14 protein-coding genes are annotated in these 16046 nt (G+C 65.2%); 11 read left to right on the top strand and 3 right to left on the bottom strand.

Features of this window, described 5'->3' with window-relative positions; all coding sequences use genetic code 11:
• Positions 1–180: 180 nt before the first annotated feature.
• Positions 181–879, top strand: coding sequence for a dienelactone hydrolase family protein (locus F4827_RS04510; protein ID WP_311672651.1), 699 nt, complete (start codon positions 181–183; stop codon positions 877–879).
• 115 nt (positions 880–994) lie between these two features.
• Positions 995–2509: an amidase gene (locus F4827_RS04505; RefSeq protein ID WP_183722095.1), complete on the top strand. Its 1515-nt coding sequence runs from the start codon at positions 995–997 to the stop codon at positions 2507–2509.
• Between the two features lie 43 nt (positions 2510–2552).
• Here the strand turns inward: F4827_RS04505 and F4827_RS04500 are convergent, their stop codons facing one another.
• From F4827_RS04500 to F4827_RS04490, 3 genes are all read right to left on the bottom strand, one after another.
• A complete protein-coding gene (locus tag F4827_RS04500; protein WP_183722092.1) occupies positions 2553–2864 on the bottom strand; it encodes a high-potential iron-sulfur protein in 312 nt (103 codons plus the stop codon).
• A gap of 223 nt (positions 2865–3087) precedes the next feature.
• On the bottom strand, positions 3088–4194 hold the full coding sequence (locus tag F4827_RS04495) for an NAD(P)/FAD-dependent oxidoreductase (RefSeq protein ID WP_183722089.1): 1107 nt from the start codon (positions 4192–4194) through the stop codon (positions 3088–3090).
• Positions 4195–4404: 210 nt separating this feature from the next.
• Positions 4405–4644, bottom strand: a complete 240-nt coding sequence (locus tag F4827_RS04490) for a DUF4148 domain-containing protein (RefSeq protein WP_183722086.1) — start codon at positions 4642–4644, stop codon at positions 4405–4407.
• Positions 4645–5019: 375 nt separating this feature from the next.
• Between F4827_RS04490 and F4827_RS35120 the strand changes: the two genes are divergently transcribed.
• The 9 genes from F4827_RS35120 (at position 5020) to F4827_RS04445 (ending at position 16040) form a co-directional block, all read left to right on the top strand.
• Complete coding sequence (locus F4827_RS35120; protein ID WP_260174967.1) at positions 5020–5670, top strand: hypothetical protein; 651 nt, start codon at positions 5020–5022, stop codon at positions 5668–5670.
• Between the two features lie 100 nt (positions 5671–5770).
• A complete protein-coding gene (locus tag F4827_RS04480) occupies positions 5771–6574 on the top strand; it encodes an endonuclease/exonuclease/phosphatase family protein (RefSeq protein ID WP_183722083.1) in 804 nt (267 codons plus the stop codon).
• 164 nt (positions 6575–6738) lie between these two features.
• Positions 6739–7392, top strand: a complete 654-nt coding sequence (locus F4827_RS04475) for a LysE family translocator (protein ID WP_183722080.1) — start codon at positions 6739–6741, stop codon at positions 7390–7392.
• 590 nt (positions 7393–7982) lie between these two features.
• The gene (locus tag F4827_RS04470) at positions 7983–8753 is read left to right on the top strand and encodes a ferredoxin--NADP reductase (protein WP_103702679.1); all 771 of its coding nucleotides are present in this window, start codon (positions 7983–7985) and stop codon (positions 8751–8753) included.
• Positions 8754–9207: 454 nt separating this feature from the next.
• Positions 9208–10206 carry a sensor histidine kinase gene (locus F4827_RS04465; RefSeq protein WP_183722078.1) on the top strand — a complete coding sequence of 333 codons (999 nt, stop codon included), beginning with the start codon at positions 9208–9210 and terminating at the stop codon, positions 10204–10206.
• Positions 10203–10859, top strand: coding sequence for a response regulator transcription factor RqpR (gene rqpR / locus F4827_RS04460; protein ID WP_183722075.1), 657 nt, complete (start codon positions 10203–10205; stop codon positions 10857–10859). Before F4827_RS04465 ends, rqpR begins: the two co-directional genes overlap by 4 nt.
• Positions 10860–11235: 376 nt before the next feature.
• Positions 11236–12639 carry an amino acid permease gene (locus tag F4827_RS04455; protein ID WP_183722072.1) on the top strand — a complete coding sequence of 468 codons (1404 nt, stop codon included), beginning with the start codon at positions 11236–11238 and terminating at the stop codon, positions 12637–12639.
• A gap of 428 nt (positions 12640–13067) precedes the next feature.
• Positions 13068–13622, top strand: coding sequence for a (2Fe-2S)-binding protein (locus F4827_RS04450; protein WP_183722069.1), 555 nt, complete (start codon positions 13068–13070; stop codon positions 13620–13622).
• A 12-nt stretch (positions 13623–13634) separates the two neighbouring features.
• On the top strand, positions 13635–16040 hold the full coding sequence (locus F4827_RS04445; RefSeq protein ID WP_183722066.1) for a xanthine dehydrogenase family protein molybdopterin-binding subunit: 2406 nt from the start codon (positions 13635–13637) through the stop codon (positions 16038–16040).
• The last annotated feature ends 6 nt before the right edge of the window (positions 16041–16046 follow it).

Raw genomic sequence — 16046 nt, 5'->3', positions numbered from 1 at the left:
AGAGCGGGACGAACCTACCCGTCCGACTCTAGCGAAGCCCCGCGCGCCCGAAAAATGAATAATCGAGATCTTTACGATCCGCTTGCGAGAACGAAGCCGCGCTGCAAGCCGACACAGGCCTATGGCAAACTGGCTGCCCGTTTTGACGGCATCACCCCATTCGCGAAGAAGGAGAGCAACGTGAGCGTAACGACCAGGTGGATCGACATCCCGGCCGGCAAGGACAGCTTCGGCGCGTACCTCGCCCTGCCCAAGGGCGGCAAGGGCCCGGGCATCGTCATCCTGCAGGAAATCTTCGGCGTGAACGGTCATATCCGCGACGTCGTCGAGCAGTACGCGCTGGACGGCTACGTGGCGATCGCGCCTGACATCTTCTGGCGCAGCGCCCCGCGCGTCGAACTGGAATACGTGGGCGCGGACCGCGACCGCGGCATCGAACTGATGAAGCAGCTCGACTTCAACAATGTCGTCTCGGACATCGCCGCGACCGCCGACACGCTGCGCAAGCTGCCCGAGTGCACCGGCAAGGTCGCGGCCATCGGCTATTGCCTGGGCGGCCGCCTTGCGTATCTGGCGGCGGCGAGCGGCTCGGTCGACGCGGCGGTGTCGTACTACGGCGGCGGCATCCACACGCAACTCGATCTCGCCGACAAGATCACCCAGCCGATCCTGTTCCACTACGGCGAACTCGATCACGGCATTCCGCTCGATGCGGTGGGCCAGGTGAAGGAGCGTTTCGCGGGCCGCGACAACGCCGACGTCTATATCTATCCGGGCGCGGATCACGGCTTCAACTGCTCCGTGCGCGCCTCGTACAACCAGAAGGCTTCGGCGCTCGCGCATGGCCGCACGCTGGCGTTCCTCGCCGAACATCTGTAACGCGCCACACGTGCGCTTCTGAAAAACGGCCATTGCGGCAGAATCGCTGCAATGGCCGCTTTCTTTTGCCTGCCGAAAACACCCTGGCCGATAACACCTATAAGGAGTGCGCGACTTGCGGTCCGACTATCTGGAATACGATGCCATCGGCCTTGCCGAACTCGTGCAGCGCCGCGACGTGAGCGCGCGCGAACTGCTCGACGACGCCATCGCGCGCGCCGAGGCCACCAATCCCGCCATCAACGCGGTCGTGCTCAAGGACTACGACGCCGCGCGCAAGCGCTCGCTGCGCATCGAGGCGGGCGGCGACGGTTTCGAGGCGCTCGCGCAAGGGCCGCTCGCGGGCGTGCCGTTTCTCGTCAAGGATCTGGGCGCGGCGGTGGCGGGCCTGCGCATGACCTTCGGCAGCCGTCACTATCGGCATTACGTGCCGACGGTGGATGCGCCCGTGATCGCGCGTATTCGCTCGGCGGGCCTCAATATCTTCGGCAAGACCAGCGCGCCGGAACTCGGCCAGATGCCGTACACCGAGCCGGAACTGTTCGGCGCGTGCCGCAATCCGTGGAGCCTCGACCACACGCCGGGCGGCTCCAGCGGCGGCGCGGCGGCGGCGGTCGCGGCGGGCATCGTGCCGCTCGCGCATGCCTCCGACGGCGGCGGCTCGATCCGCATTCCGGCCTCGTGCTGCGGCCTGTTCGGCCTGAAGCCGACGCGCGGCAAGCAGCCGCCTTCGAACCTGCCGCCCGCGCCCGGCGAACTGGGCGTCGATCTCGCCGTGTCGCGCAGCGTGCGCGACAGCGCGCTGATGCTCGATCTGTTCGCGGGCGACCCCGCCCTGCCGCCGGGCGCGCCCGGCACCTACCTGGCGGCGGCGCGCGAACCGCTCGACGGCAGCAAGCCGCTCGCAATCGCGTATATCGACGATCCGCTGTTCGCCGACGCGCTCTCGCCCGACGTGCGCGGCGCGCTCGACGATGCTGCGGCGCTGCTTACCTCGCTCGGCCATAACGTCGAGCCGGTGAAACTCGGCATCGATTTCTCGGCGGCGCGCGAAGCCTTTCTGATGTTGTGGTCGGTGGTTGCCGAACAGTACGTGCTCAACGCCGACACCATCACGGGCAACAAGCCGCGCCGCCAGGACTTCGAAATCGCGACGTGGGCGATGGCGCATATCGGCCGCAAACTGGGCGAACGCGAACTGCCGGGCGCGCTCGAAGTGCAGCAGCGCATCACCAAGCAGCTCGGCGATCTGATGACGCGTTTCGATGTGATTTTGTGCGCGACGCTCGCCGGGCCGCCGGTGAAGATCGGCGAACTCAAGCCGACTCAATCCGAGCGTATGCAGATGCGCGCCGTCACCGCGATGCCGGTGGAAGCGTTGATGCGAAAGATGCTGATGGAAGCCGCGGGCAAGGCGTTCGCGTGGGCGGGCTGTACCGAGCTGTTCAACCTGACGGGACAGCCGGCGATGACGGTGCCGCTCGCGTGGAATGCGCGTGGTCTGCCGATCGGGGTGCAGTTCGCGGCGCGCGAGGGCAACGATGCGTTGCTGCTGCGCCTCGCCGCGCAACTGGAAGCGGCGCGCCCGTGGTTCGACAAGCGCCCGCCGCTGCTGATGGCGCGCGTGTGACGCAGCGCCCTCGCAGCGCTTGGGGGTTTAAGGGCTCAGGGACTTAAGCCTTCTTGTTATACGCGCTGCACCAGCCCTTGCCCGCGACCTGCTTGCCGCCGAACATCGGGCACGGCGCGAAAGCGTCGGTGGCCTTGCCTTGATAGAACGTGCAGTTGCTGCAATCCTGGCCGGGGGCGTACTTCGCGAATTTGGCCTTGTCGACCTTGGTTGCGTCGAGCTTGTAGCCGAGCGCCTGCGAGGTGGGATCGGCTTCGGTGGCCTTCGGCGCGTCGGCGAAAGCCTGGCGCGACAGCGCGACGGTCGTGGCGACGCCAAGGCTCGTAATCAGAAAGCTGCGGCGGGACGATTTCATGGGACGTACTCCAGTATTGTGGGCACGCCGTTCTGACGACGGCGTGGCGTGAAGGATAGCAACGCAGCCACGGCGCGTGCGCCCGAAATTCCGGAGATAAGGGAAGCGCATCTTGCGCACGCTGCGCTTTGAGCAGGTAAAAATGGGGCCCGCACGCGACGGGCGCGGCAGCCGCGGCGGATTGACGCAATGAGCGAGGCAAGCAGCGCGCGCGCTTTTTACACTACGTGCGCCCCGACACTTCGCACACGCGCTGCGCGATCGCGAGCGATGCGGTGAGCCCCGGCGATTCGATCCCGAACAGATTCACGAGCCCGCGCACGCCATGCGCGGCGCTGCCCTGGATCACGAAATCGGCGGCAGGCTCGCCCGGGCCCGAGAGCTTGGGACGAATGCCCGCGTAAGCCGGTTGCAGCGCGCCGTCGGCCAGGCCCGGCCAGTAGCTGCGGATCTGCGCGTAGAACGACTCGGCGCGTTGAGGATCGACGTCGTAATCGATCGACTTGATCCATTCGACGTCGGGACCGAAGCGCGCCCGGCCGCCCAGATCGATTGTCAGATGCACGCCCAGCCCGGCTTCGTTGGGCATCGGATAAATGAGCCGCGAGAACGGCACCCGCCCCGACACGCTGAAGTAATTGCCGCGCGCGAGATAGAGCGGCGGGATGTGGCGCGGATCGAGCCCGCGGATGCGTTTGGCGAGCGCCGTCGCGTGCAGGCCGGCGCTGTTGATGAGACAGGCCGCGCGGATTTCAGTGGGTGCATCGCCGCCGGTGCGGATCACGAAACCATTGGCAGTGGCGTCGATCGCTTCGACCGGGGATTTGAGCGCGACCACGGCGCCGTCGCGTTCGGCGTCGCCTTGCAGGGCCAGCATCAGTTGATGGCTGTCGACGATGCCCGTTTGCGGCGAGTACACCGCCGCCACACATTCGAGCGCGGGTTCGAGCGAAAGCGCTTCGCTGGCGCTGATGCGCGTGAGGTCGAACACGCCGTTTTCCTTGCCGCGCGCGAGGATCGAATCGAGTTGCGCGATCTGCGCGGGCGCGGTCGCCACTAGCAGCTTGCCGCAGCGCGAATGCGCGACGTTGCGCGAGGCGCAGTATTCGTAGAGCATCTCGCGGCCGCGCACGCACAACGCAGCCTTGAGCGAGCCGCGCGGGTAGTACAGCCCCGCGTGGATCACCTCGCTATTGCGCGAGCTGGTGCTGGTGCCGATCGCGTCGGCGGCCTCCAGCACGATCACTTCGCGTCCGCGCGCCGCCAGCGCGCGCGCCACGGCGAGGCCAACCACGCCCGCGCCGATCACCACACATTCGATCTGATCCATGTTGCTGCGCCCGCCTCCCGCTAATGCGGCGGCGCTGCACCTGCTCGCGCGCCGCCTGCGTCTATGCATTGGGCGCTCTGCGAGCGCCGCCTCACGAAAATTGTACGCCGTGAGCGGCGAGCCTTCCGAAGGCGCAACGCACGCGAAGGCGCGCTGGCGAACACGGCCGGGCGTGTAGCGATGCGGATCGATTCAAACGGTGAGCGCGGCTTAGTGCGAGCGCGGCGTCACGACCTGAACGCGCGGCGCGGTGTAGCCGCCGGTGGCGAACTGCTGCGGGTAATCCGGCGAATTCGGGTTCTGCATTTCGCCGCTGGCCCGCGCCTGGGCGAGCTCGGCCTTCACTTCGGCGCGCGTTTTCGACACATTGGCCGACGCAGAAGCAGGCGCAGCAGCGAAAGCGGTTGCGGCGGCGAGGACGAGGGCGGCGAGCGAAGCGGTCTTGTTCATGACGAATCCTTGAGCGGTGGCTTTCCGGGCACTAGCGGTAATCGGCGCGAGCAAATCGGGCTGTTCGTACCGGTATTCGCAGTGAGGGATGAATTGCAACGGGTTCAGTGTAAACACGTACTATCGATAAACCATCCTGATAAATGAAAAGTCACCGTTGCAATGGCGATAACAATATGATTAACAACGCAGATAAGAATGCACCATCGTTGCGCACGCATTGCAAATGTCGATATGCAAGCTGATTGAAGCGGGGACGCGTCGTCCCCATCTGCAATGGACTGTTGCGGTCCGGCGTTTGCGAACCCGGTATAGGATCGATGGTCGTAAACCGACACCGTTGCCTGATCCGGCACGCGTGAATGGAGCCTGAATATGACGTTGTTGAACCCGCTGAAGCCTTTCCTCGCCGCTGCGTTATGCGCTGCCGCCGCCCTGCTCGCCGCCAACGCCCAGGCCCAGAGCGCGCCCGCCTCGCCCGCGTCCGCGCCGAACGGATTCACCGATGCCGCCGCCAGCGCGGCGCTCGCGAAGACGGCCTCGCAGACGGCGGCGCAACCGGCGTCTGCGAGCGTGACCGTGACGCCCGGCGGCACGCCCGCCGCCGTTCAGTGGACCTTGCAGGTGATGCGCGACGGCCAGCAGATCGATTCGTTCGACGGCACCACCACGCTGGGCCAGGCGCGCACCGATACGCACCACAAGGTCGTCACGCACAACGTCGGTTGCAAGGATCAGCCGGCGGGCAGCATCGACCTGCAGCGCACGATCACCGTCTCTCCGTTGCAGGCCAATGCCGGCGCGGCGCTGCTTCAGATCGAAGCCCAGGAAACGCTGGAAAGCCCCAGCGCGCCCACGACCACCGACGGCTGCAAGCTGCCGCCGCAACCGCGCCAGATCGGCGCAAGCCACCCCGGCCTGAGCGTGCCGGCGGGCCAGTGGGTGAACTGGACCATCGTGGACAAGGACCCGACGATTGTTTATCGCGTGCGCGCTAGCCTTGCGCCGCCGTCGGCGCAGCCGTGAGCGGCGTGCCTGAAGTACGCCCTGAAGTGCGCCCCGAAGTGGGCCCGAAGTGCGCCTCGATGTCCGCTCTAAACCGTCGTAAGAACCCGTCGTAACCAGCATGCGAAATTTCGAACAACCTCTGATCGACATGGACCCGGCCCACCCCGGGGACTTCGTCGCGGTGAGCTGGAACCTGCACAAGGGCCGCTCGCCGCTCGGCTTTCAGGCCTGGGAAGCGATGCGCCGCTGGGTGCAGTCCACTCATGCCGATGCCTGGTTTCTCCAGGAAGCGATGGCGCGGCGTCTGCCGCAACCCTTGCTGTCCTCCACCTTTGGCGCGCCGCTTGGCGATCCGATCGAAGATGTCTGGCAGTGCCAGGCAAGCGAAATCGCCCACGCACTCGATCTGCAGATTGCCTTGGGGCCGAACGTGTTCAAGCCCTCCTGGCGGCACGGCAATGCGATTCTCTCGCCGCATCCGCTCGATCTGGGCGGGCGCTGGGATATCTCGGCGCACCGCTTCGAACGGCGCGGTCTGCTGGTTGCGCGTGCAAGCGTCGCGGGCCGCTCGGTCACGCTGCTGTGCGCGCATCTCGCGCTCACGCGCAGCGCGCGCATGCGCCAAATGACGTGGATCGCGCACTGGATCGCCAAGGAAGCGCCGGACGGCCCGCTCGTGCTTGCGGGCGACTTCAACGACTGGCGCAACGATTCGGTGCCGCTGTTCGCGGAGCACGGCATGCAGGAAGTGGCGACGCTGCTAGGCGAACCGGCGCGCACCTTTCCGGCGTTCTCCCCGGCGCTCGCGCTCGACAAGATGTTCGTGCGCGGCATCAAACCCATCGAGCTGATCCAGCCCGCGCAGGAAACGGCGTGGTTGTCCGATCATCTGCCGTACATGGCGCGGCTGCGGATCGAATGAGGTGATTGACGCACGCGTGCAACGGCGCGTCAAAAACATCGGCAGGACACCGATCTAACCGCGTTACCATGACGCGTCGCGCGCCGTCACCGGCGCGCTTTTCTTTGCCGCCGGCTTTTGCGCATTGTTGCCCATCGCTTGCCCTTCGCTGCCCTTCGCCCGCCATGCACCCGCTCGCCACCCTGCTCCAGATCGCCATCGTTTATCTGTTCGCGCTGATCAGTCCTGGACCGAACTTCTTCATGGTGACGCAACTCTCGCTCGCGGGACGGCGCGGTTTAGGCATCGCTTCGGCGTTCGGCGTGGGTGCGGGCTCGACGCTGTGGGCGGCGCTGGCCATGCTCGGTTTTGCCGCCGTGCTGCAGAAAATCGACTGGCTCTATCAAGGCGTACGCATCGGCGGCGCGCTCTATCTGCTGTGGTTCGGCTTCAAGCTGCTGCGCTCGGGTCTGCGCAAGCAGCCGGCGCAATCGCAAGCCGTGCCGCAGGCGCCGCTCGTGCCGCTGCCGCCGCCCGATCGCCGCAGCTGGTTTCGCACCTGGCGCGCGGGCTTTCTCACCTGCCTGACCAATCCGAAGTCGTGCGTGTTCTGGACCAGCGTGTTCGCCGCCGTGTTTCCCGCCGATCCGCCGACGTGGTTCTACGGCGCGGCGCTCGCGCTGGTGGCGTCGATGTCGTTCGGCTGGCACGCGAGCCTCGCGCTGCTGTTCGCCGATCACCGCACGCAGCGCGGCTACAAGCGTCTGCGCCGCCCCATCGACGCGTTCTGCGGCACGGCGCTGATCGGTCTCGCCGCCAAACTCGCCGCCGAGCGCTGAAACGCGGAAATCAGCGATAAAACGTCGCAAAGAGGCTGCAAAACGGCCCGAAGGCGTGCCGAAACTGCTCCACAAGCAGGGTCTATGGTGCGGTCTGACAGAGCTTCCGGTATCATTTGGGACGAACAATCGTAGTAAATCGCCGGTGTGCGTCGATATTCAGGTACCGAACCCGTACCAAACGCACGCCGCTTGCGGCAAGCGCGCCCGTCACGGCGCCGCCTCCCGGCCGATGCCAGCGATCCCCGTCACGCTCCGCGTGCGGGTGCCAGCAAGTCATTGCCAGCGAACTGCCAGCACGTGCCCTGCCGTTAGGCCGGGCCTCCTTCCCCTTCGAAACGGCGCCGCCCACGAAGCGCGCTCGCGGTAAAATGGCGGATTGCGCCTTATTCGCCACAGCGCGGCTGGCCGGCGATGCGTTGCGTGCAGGACTGGCCAGGCTCGCGTTGCGTCCAGAGGCAAGCCACACGGCGGCTCAATGCGCGGCTAACCGCGCGCGCCGCGCATCGTCAAGACCGCCCGTCATGCCTCGCATGCGCGGCCGGAAGGAACGCCCCTGTGGCGGACCTTGTTTCGCACCTTCAGGAACCATGAGCAAATTCACCGAAGAAACCGTTCTGAGCGTCCACCACTGGACCGACACGCTTTTCAGCTTCACGTGCACGCGCGACCAGGCCCTGCGTTTTGACAACGGCCAGTTCACCATGGTCGGCCTCGAAGTGGACGGCAAGCCGCTGATGCGCGCGTACTCGCTCGCGAGCGCCAACTACGAAGAGCATCTCGAATTCCTCAGCATCAAGGTGCCGGATGGTCCGCTCACGTCGCGCCTGCAGCACCTGAAGGTGGGCGACAAGGTTCTGATCGGCAAGAAGCCGGTTGGCACGCTGGTCGCGGACAACCTGCTGCCCGGCAAGGTCCTGTGGATGCTGTCGACTGGCACGGGCCTCGCGCCGTTCATGTCGATCATCAAGGATCCGGACATTTACGACCGTTTCGACAAGATCGTGCTGACGCACACCTGCCGCTTCGTCGATGAACTCGCGTACAAGGAATTCATCACCGAAGAGCTGCGCGAGCATGAATACCTCGGCGAAATCGTGCGCGAGAAGCTGGTGTACTACCCGACCGTCACGCGCGAAGTGTTCGACAACCGCGGCCGTATCACCGAACTGATCGACACCGGCAAGCTGTTCGCCGACCTCGACCTGCCGGCATTCACGCCCGAGCGCGACCGCATCATGCTGTGCGGCAGCACGCACATGCTGCGCGACACGGTCGAGCTGCTCGAAAAGGCTGGCCTGAAGGAAGGCAGCAACAACGAGCCGGGGCATTACGTGATCGAAAAGGCTTTCGTGGGCTAAGCCGGCCTAACGTCAGACCACATTCTTACAAGCAGCTTTCGGTTCACGCCGACCCCAAAACCGGAGCCATGTGCTCCGGTTTTTTTTCGCGGCTTGCACGCCACACCTGGGCATGAAATGATGCTCGGCGGTTACATTCTTCGCGGAATTCACGTAAGTTCCGTGTCAGAGTTTTTCCTACAAAAATGCGAAGAGCCGACTTCATGCAGGCTCTCAGCGTTATGCCGCTAAGCCTTGTCCCAACTGAGGGTTTTCCTTTTTTTGGGATATTATCGCGGCGTAGCTTGGGCCAAACCGGTTTGCCTGGTGGTATCAGCGCCAGGTTGTTACCGTATGTAAATTTCGTTACGCTGCGCCGTGCCGTGGAAGCCACGCCGGCTCTGGCTGCGTCGGCAACGGCCCACTCAGAACATCAGCAGGGAATCGGTTCCTTAATGGAATTCACGGGGGATTGATGGATACGTCGACTTACGCCGCGTTCGACGCGCGTCCGCCTCGCGCGGACCTGTCCGGCACGCGCGCCGCGCACGCGGACGGTGGACTTTCCTTCCTCGCCGACGCCGAAGGCGCGCGTGCGGCGCTCGACGCCATCGCGCGCGTGCAGCGGCAGATCGTCGCGGCAGGCGCGGCGCGGGTTCACGCCGATGAAGCCGCGCGCCGCCGTCTCGCGCGCGAACTGCACGACAGCGTGGGCGCCGAACTGGCCGCCACGCGCTTCGCGCTGGCAAACGTTCAAACGTGGCTGCCCGCCGATGCCTCGCCGCAATGCGCCCAGGCGCTCGAACTGGTGGTGCGCTCGCTCGATGCCGCCGCCGAGGCCGTGCGCCACGTGCTCGACGGCCTGCATGCTCCCGAACTCGAAGAAGGCCTCGCAACGGCGCTGGCGAACTGGACGCGCGGCTTTGGCGCGCGCACGGGTCTCGCCGCAACCTTTACGGCCCAGCCTTCCGTCGAGCACAACCGCAAAGGCTTTACCGCCGAAGACGCCGAACGGCTCGCCCATCTGCCCGCCGAAGGCGCGCTGGCGATCTTTCGCGTCGCGCAGGAAGCGCTCACTAACGTCGCGCGCCACGCCCAGGCGTCGCGCGTCGAAGTACGACTCGCCTGCACGCCTTACGCGCTGGTGCTCAGCGTGATCGACGACGGCATCGGCCTGTCGCGCGAAGCGGCGCGGCGCGCGAGGAAGCAGAGCGGCCAGCGCGAAGACGTCGCTCCTTCGGCACAAGACGGCATCAACCGACGCGGTGCCTATGGCATCGCCGGCATGCGCGAACGCTGCGCAGCCTTTGGCGGCGCGCTGCGCGCCGCCGCCAACCCGCTTCCCGCCGATGCCGCGCCCGAAGCGCGCGAGCGCCCCGGCACCACCGTGGAGGCGCGCTTCTTCTGGGACACGCTGCTCTCGCGCACGGCCGCCGACCTCGCTCCGAATCCCGTCCAAGGCATCCACTCATGACCCTGCGTATCCTGCTCGTCGACGATCACGCCGTGGTGCGCCAGGGCGTGCGCCAGCTGCTGCTCGACCGCGGCATCGCCAGCGAAGTGATCGAGGCGCAGACCGGCGCGGAAGCGCTCACCGCCATCGCCAAACACGCCTGCGACGTGGCGCTGCTCGACATCTCGCTGCCCGACATGAGCGGCATCGAAGTCCTCAAGCGCGCGAAGAAGAAAGCGCCGCGCGTGCCGGTGCTGATGTTCTCGATGTATCGCGAGGATCAATACGCGGTGCGTGCGCTCAAGGCCGGGGCATCGGGTTATCTCTCGAAGACGGTGGACGCCACGCAGATGACCGCGGCGATCCAGCAGGTCGCGAGCGGCCGCAAGTACGTGAGCCCGGCGATGGCCGAGGCGCTGGCCGACTACGTGCTGATCGACGGCGAACAACTGCCGCACGAAAAGCTCTCCGACCGCGAATACCAGACGCTGTGCATGCTGGCCTCGGGCAAACGCCTGACCGATATCGCGCATACGCTGTCGCTGTCGGTGAAGACGGTGAGCGTGTACCGCACGCGTCTGCTCGAAAAGATGAAGCTCGCCAATAACGCCGAGCTGACGTTCTACGTCATGAGCAACCGGCTCATCGACCTCTCCCCCGCGCCGACGGTCTGAAGCCGCACTCCACACCGCGCCAGGGGTCGCCGGCCGCCATCCCGCGCCACCAAGGCGGCCTTCTCGCCATAAGCCCTTGATGCGGAAATGAATTCCGCCATTGGCGGCGCACGTGGGCAGGATTGCGCGCGCCAATGCAGCTTCGCGGCGGATTCGCCCCCGCACTCGCGGCATATCGGCGCATTCCGGCCTGAAATCAGCCCGGAATTGGCCTCAATTCGGCCCCGCAATGGCCCAAAACAGCCCGAATCAATCGGTCTGAAAGCTGCGATCGGCTAAAATTATAGGTTTCCCCGACATACGGCACGCGAGCGCGTTTTTCTTCTTCGCGCGCCCGCGCCGCGTTTCACCCGTTACACCTGGAGTTCCCCGCCAAATGTCCCTCTTTCGCAAGAAGAACGTCGAGCTGATGATGCAGGCGAGCGCCAAGGGCGCTGGTCTGAAGAAGGCCCTCGGCGCACTGGACCTTACTTTTCTCGGCATCGGCGCGATCATCGGCACCGGCATCTTCGTGCTGACCGGCACGGGCGCGGTACAGGCCGGCCCGGCGCTGATGGTCTCGTTCCTGATTGCCGCCGTGGCCTGCTGCTTCGCCGCGCTCTCCTATGCCGAATTCGCCTCGACCATTCCCGTGGCCGGGTCGATCTACACCTATTCGTACGCCACGCTCGGCGAGCTGATCGCGTGGATCATCGGCTGGGATCTGATGCTCGAATACGGGCTCGCCAGTTCGGCAGTGTCGGTGGGCTGGTCGGGCTATCTGCAGTCGCTGCTGTCGGGCTTCGGCATTTCGCTGCCGGCCGCGCTCACGGCGGCGCCCGGTGCCCTGCCGGGCGTGCACACGCTATTCAACCTGCCCGCCTTCCTCGTGATGATGGGGATCACCGCACTGCTGTCGATCGGCGTGCGCGAATCCACCCGCATCAACAACATCATGGTCGCGATCAAGGTCACGGTCGTGTTGCTGGTGATCGGCGTGGGCGCCTTCCACGTCACGCCCGCCAACTGGCATCCGTTCATCCCCAACGGCTGGAACGGCGTGTTCGGCGCGGCGGCGGTGATGTTCTTCGCCTTCATCGGCTTTGACGCGGTGTCCTCCGCCGCCGAAGAAGTGAAGAACCCCAAGCGCGATCTGCCGGTCGGCATCATCGCCTCGCTGGCTGTGTGCGCGGTGCTGTATGTGTCGGTCGCGGCGGTCGTCACGGGCATCGTGCCGTGGCGGCAATTCGCCAATATCGGCCACCCGGTTTCGTACGCGCTGCAGGTGGCGGGCGAGAAGTGGGTCGCGGGCTTTATCGATCTGGGCGCGGTGCTGGGCATGCTGACCGTGATCCTCGTCATGAGTTACGGGCAGACCCGCATCATCTTCGCGATGTCGCGTGACGGCCTGCTGCCGGCAAAGCTCTCCAGGGTTCATCCGCGCTATGCCACGCCGTTCTTCACCACCTGGCTGGTGGGCATTTTCTTCGGCCTGATCGGCGCGCTGGTGCCGCTGAACGTGCTCGCCGAACTCATCAACATCGGCACGCTCGCGGCGTTCTCGATGGTGTCGATCGCCGTGCTGGTGCTGCGCAAGACGCACCCGGACCTGCCCCGCGCGTTCCGCTGCCCGGGCGTGCCCGTGGTGCCGGTGCTGGCCGTGCTGTCGTGCCTGTTCCTGATGCTCAACCTCGCGTGGCTCACGTGGGTGGCGTTTATCGTCTGGCTGGTGATCGGGCTGGCGATCTACTTCGTGTACTCGCGTCGCCATGCGCGTCTTGCGCATCATCCGCATGAGTAACGAACGCTGCTATCAGCGCCAGTCAAAGCGCTGATTTTCGCTGCACTGCAACGGCCCGCCCGGTTCTCCGCGCGGGCCGTTTTTCTTTTGCCGCAAGCGCACGGAACGTTCGCAGACGGGGAAAAGCCCGCGCAGCGCCAGACGTCGATTTGTGCTTTACTGATCGGACGTAAGCGCACGATTTCTCGTAGTACGTAAAAAGCTCCAGGTGTTTCGAAGCAATTCCAGGCATTACTGAACAGCAACGCACCAGCCGGACCCTCCACCGCGCTTCTGTTGTTTGTTAGTGGGCCCAGGCAGGTCTCCCATCCCAATATTTGTGCAGGACCGGTAGGACGCGCAGCGCTGATTCGGGCCCGCCGCCTTTGGCGGCATGGGGCCGGACCAGGCGCCAAAGCGCCGACTCCGGCCGACACAGGAGACGTTCAATGACGATCAGTCTCAGCCTGACGGTCAACGGCAAGCCCGTGACCGCGCAGATCGAACCCCACACGCTTCTGGTCCAGTTTCTGCGCGAGCAGCGACGCCTGACCGGCACGCACGTCGGCTGCGACACCGCCCAGTGCGGAGCCTGCACCGTGCATCTGAACGGGCGAGCGGTCAAATCGTGCAACACGCTCGCCGTGCAGTGCGAAGGCATGAGCGTGACGACCATCGAAGGCCTGGCCGCCGCCCATGGAGGCGCAACCGCCAACGGCGCGCTGCACCCGATGCAGGCGGCGTTTCGCGAGTGTCACGGCTTGCAGTGCGGCTTCTGCACGCCCGGCATGGTGATGAGCGCCGTGGCGCTGGCCAACGATAAACCGGACCTCACCGAAGCCGATGTGCGCGCCAATCTCGACGGCAATCTGTGTCGCTGTACGGGCTATCACAATATCGTCAAGGCCGTGCTCGCCGGCGCCGAAGGCATGCAGTTGGCGGCTTCACAGCCAGGTTCACAGCCAACTTCACAAACGAGCGCGCAACCCGCCGCCGCGGCATAAAGGGAGACGGCCATGAACGCACCTGAATCCCACACGCCGCACATGATCGGCGCGTCGATCAAGCGCAAGGAAGACTATCGCTTCCTCACTGGCGCAGGCCAGTACACCGACGACGTTGTCCTGCCCGCGCAAACCTGGGCCGTATTCGTGCGCTCGCCGCACGCCCACGCGCGCATCAAGCGTATCGACACCCACGCCGCGCAGGCCGCGCCCGGCGTCGTGGCCGTCTTCACCGGGCGGGACCTCGCGGTCGAAAATGTAGGCGGGCTGCCCTGCGGCTGGCTGATCCACAGCATCGACGGCACGCCCATGCACGAGCCGCCGCATCCCGTGATCGCGCACGACAAGGTGCTGCACGTGGGCGACCAGGTCGCGCTGGTGATCGCCGAATCGCTCAAGGAAGCCAAAGACGCCGCCGAACTCGTCGAAGTCGATTACGAGGAACTGCCCGCCACCATCGACACCGCCCACGCCGCCGACGACGGCCAGCCGCTCGTGCACGACGGCGTGCCGAACAATACCTGCTACACGTGGGGCCACGGCGATAAAGCCGCCACCGACGCCGCCTTCGCGCAGGCCGCGCACGTCACCACGCTCGATATCGTCAACAACCGGCTGGTGCCGAACGCCATTGAACCGCGCGCCGTCAATGCGAGCTACACGCAGCACGACGACAGCTACACGGTCTACGTCTCGAACCAGAACCCGCACGTCGAGCGTCTGCTGATGGCCGCATTCGTGCTGGCGCTTCCGGAAACCAAGCTGCGCATCGTCGCGCCCGATGTGGGCGGAGGTTTCGGCTCGAAGATTTTCCTGTACGCCGAAGACGTAGCGCTCACGTGGGCATCGAAAAAACTGCGCCGCCCGATCAAGTGGACCGCAGAACGTTCGGAATCCTTTATTTCCGATGCACATGGCCGCGACCATGTGACGAAGGCCGAACTCGCCCTCGACAAGGACGGTAAATTCCTCGCCATGCGCGTGCACACCACGGCGAACATGGGTGCGTATCTGTCCACCTTCGCATCGAGCGTGCCGACCATTCTGTACGCGACGCTGCTCGCGGGCCAGTACACCACGCCCGCGATCTACGCCGAAGTGAAGGCGGTGTTCACCAACACGGTGCCGGTGGATGCCTATCGCGGCGCGGGCCGTCCCGAAGCAACGTACGTAGTCGAACGTCTGGTGGAAACGGCCGCGCGCGAACTCAATATCGATCCCGCCGAACTGCGCCGCCGCAATTTCATCAAGACCTTCCCGTATGCCACACCCGTGGGCCTCACCTACGATATCGGCGATTACGAAACGTGTCTTGCGCGCTCGCTCGAACTCGCGGACGTCAAAGGCTTCGCCGCGCGCCGCGATGCGTCGAAGGCGAACGGCAAGCTGCGCGGCCTCGGTTATTCGTGCTACATCGAGGCATGCGGTCTCGCGCCATCGAATATCGCGGGCGCGCTGGGCGCACGCGCGGGCCTGTTCGAAGCGGGCGAAATCCGCGTCAATCCCACCGGTTCCGTAACGGTGTTCACCGGCTCGCACAGCCACGGCCAGGGACATGAAACCACCTTCGCACAAGTGGTTTCCGAGCGCCTGGGCGTGCCGATCGAGCAGATCGAAATCGTGCACGGCGACACCGCGCGCATTCCGTTCGGCATGGGCACGTATGGTTCGCGCTCGATCGCCGTGGGGGGATCGGCGATCATGAAGGCGCTCGACAAGATCGAAGCGAAAGCGAAGAAAATCGCCGCGCATATGCTCGAAGCGGGCGTGGAAGATATCGAGTTTGCCAACGGCGTGTTCCGCGTCGCGGGCACCGACCGTACCAAAACCTTCGCGGAAATTTCGCTCGCGGCTTATGTGCCGCACAACTATCCGCTGGAGACGCTTGAACCGGGTCTCGACGAAAGCGCCTTTTACGATCCCACCAATTTCACCTACCCGTCGGGCGCGTATATCTGCGAAGTCGAAATCGATCCCGATACCGGTGAAACGCGCATCGAACGCTTCACGGCCGTGGACGACTTCGGCAACGTCATCAATCCGATGATCGTCGAAGGACAGGTGCATGGCGGACTCGGCCAGGGCATCGGCCAGGCGATGCTGGAGCGCTGCGTCTACGACAACGAAAGCGGGCAATTGCTTTCCGGTTCGTATATGGACTACGCGATGCCGCATGCTTCGGATGTGCCTTCATTTACGGTGGAAACCGCGAAAGGCACGCCCTGCACGCACAATCCGCTCGGCGTAAAGGGCTGCGGCGAGGCGGGCGCGATCGGCTCGCCGCCGGCCGTGATCAATGCGATTCTGGATGCGCTCGCGCCCCTCGGCGTCAAGGACCTGCAGATGCCCGCGACGCCGCATCGCGTATGGCAGGCGATGCAGGCAGCGAAGGCTGCACAGACGTCAACCCAAGCTTGAGCGGAG

The organism is Paraburkholderia bannensis (genome assembly GCF_014200455.1).
Lineage (GTDB): Bacteria > Pseudomonadota > Gammaproteobacteria > Burkholderiales > Burkholderiaceae > Paraburkholderia > Paraburkholderia bannensis_A.
The sequence above is the reverse complement of the archived record's forward strand: the minus strand, read 5'-3'. Positions and strand labels throughout refer to the sequence as shown.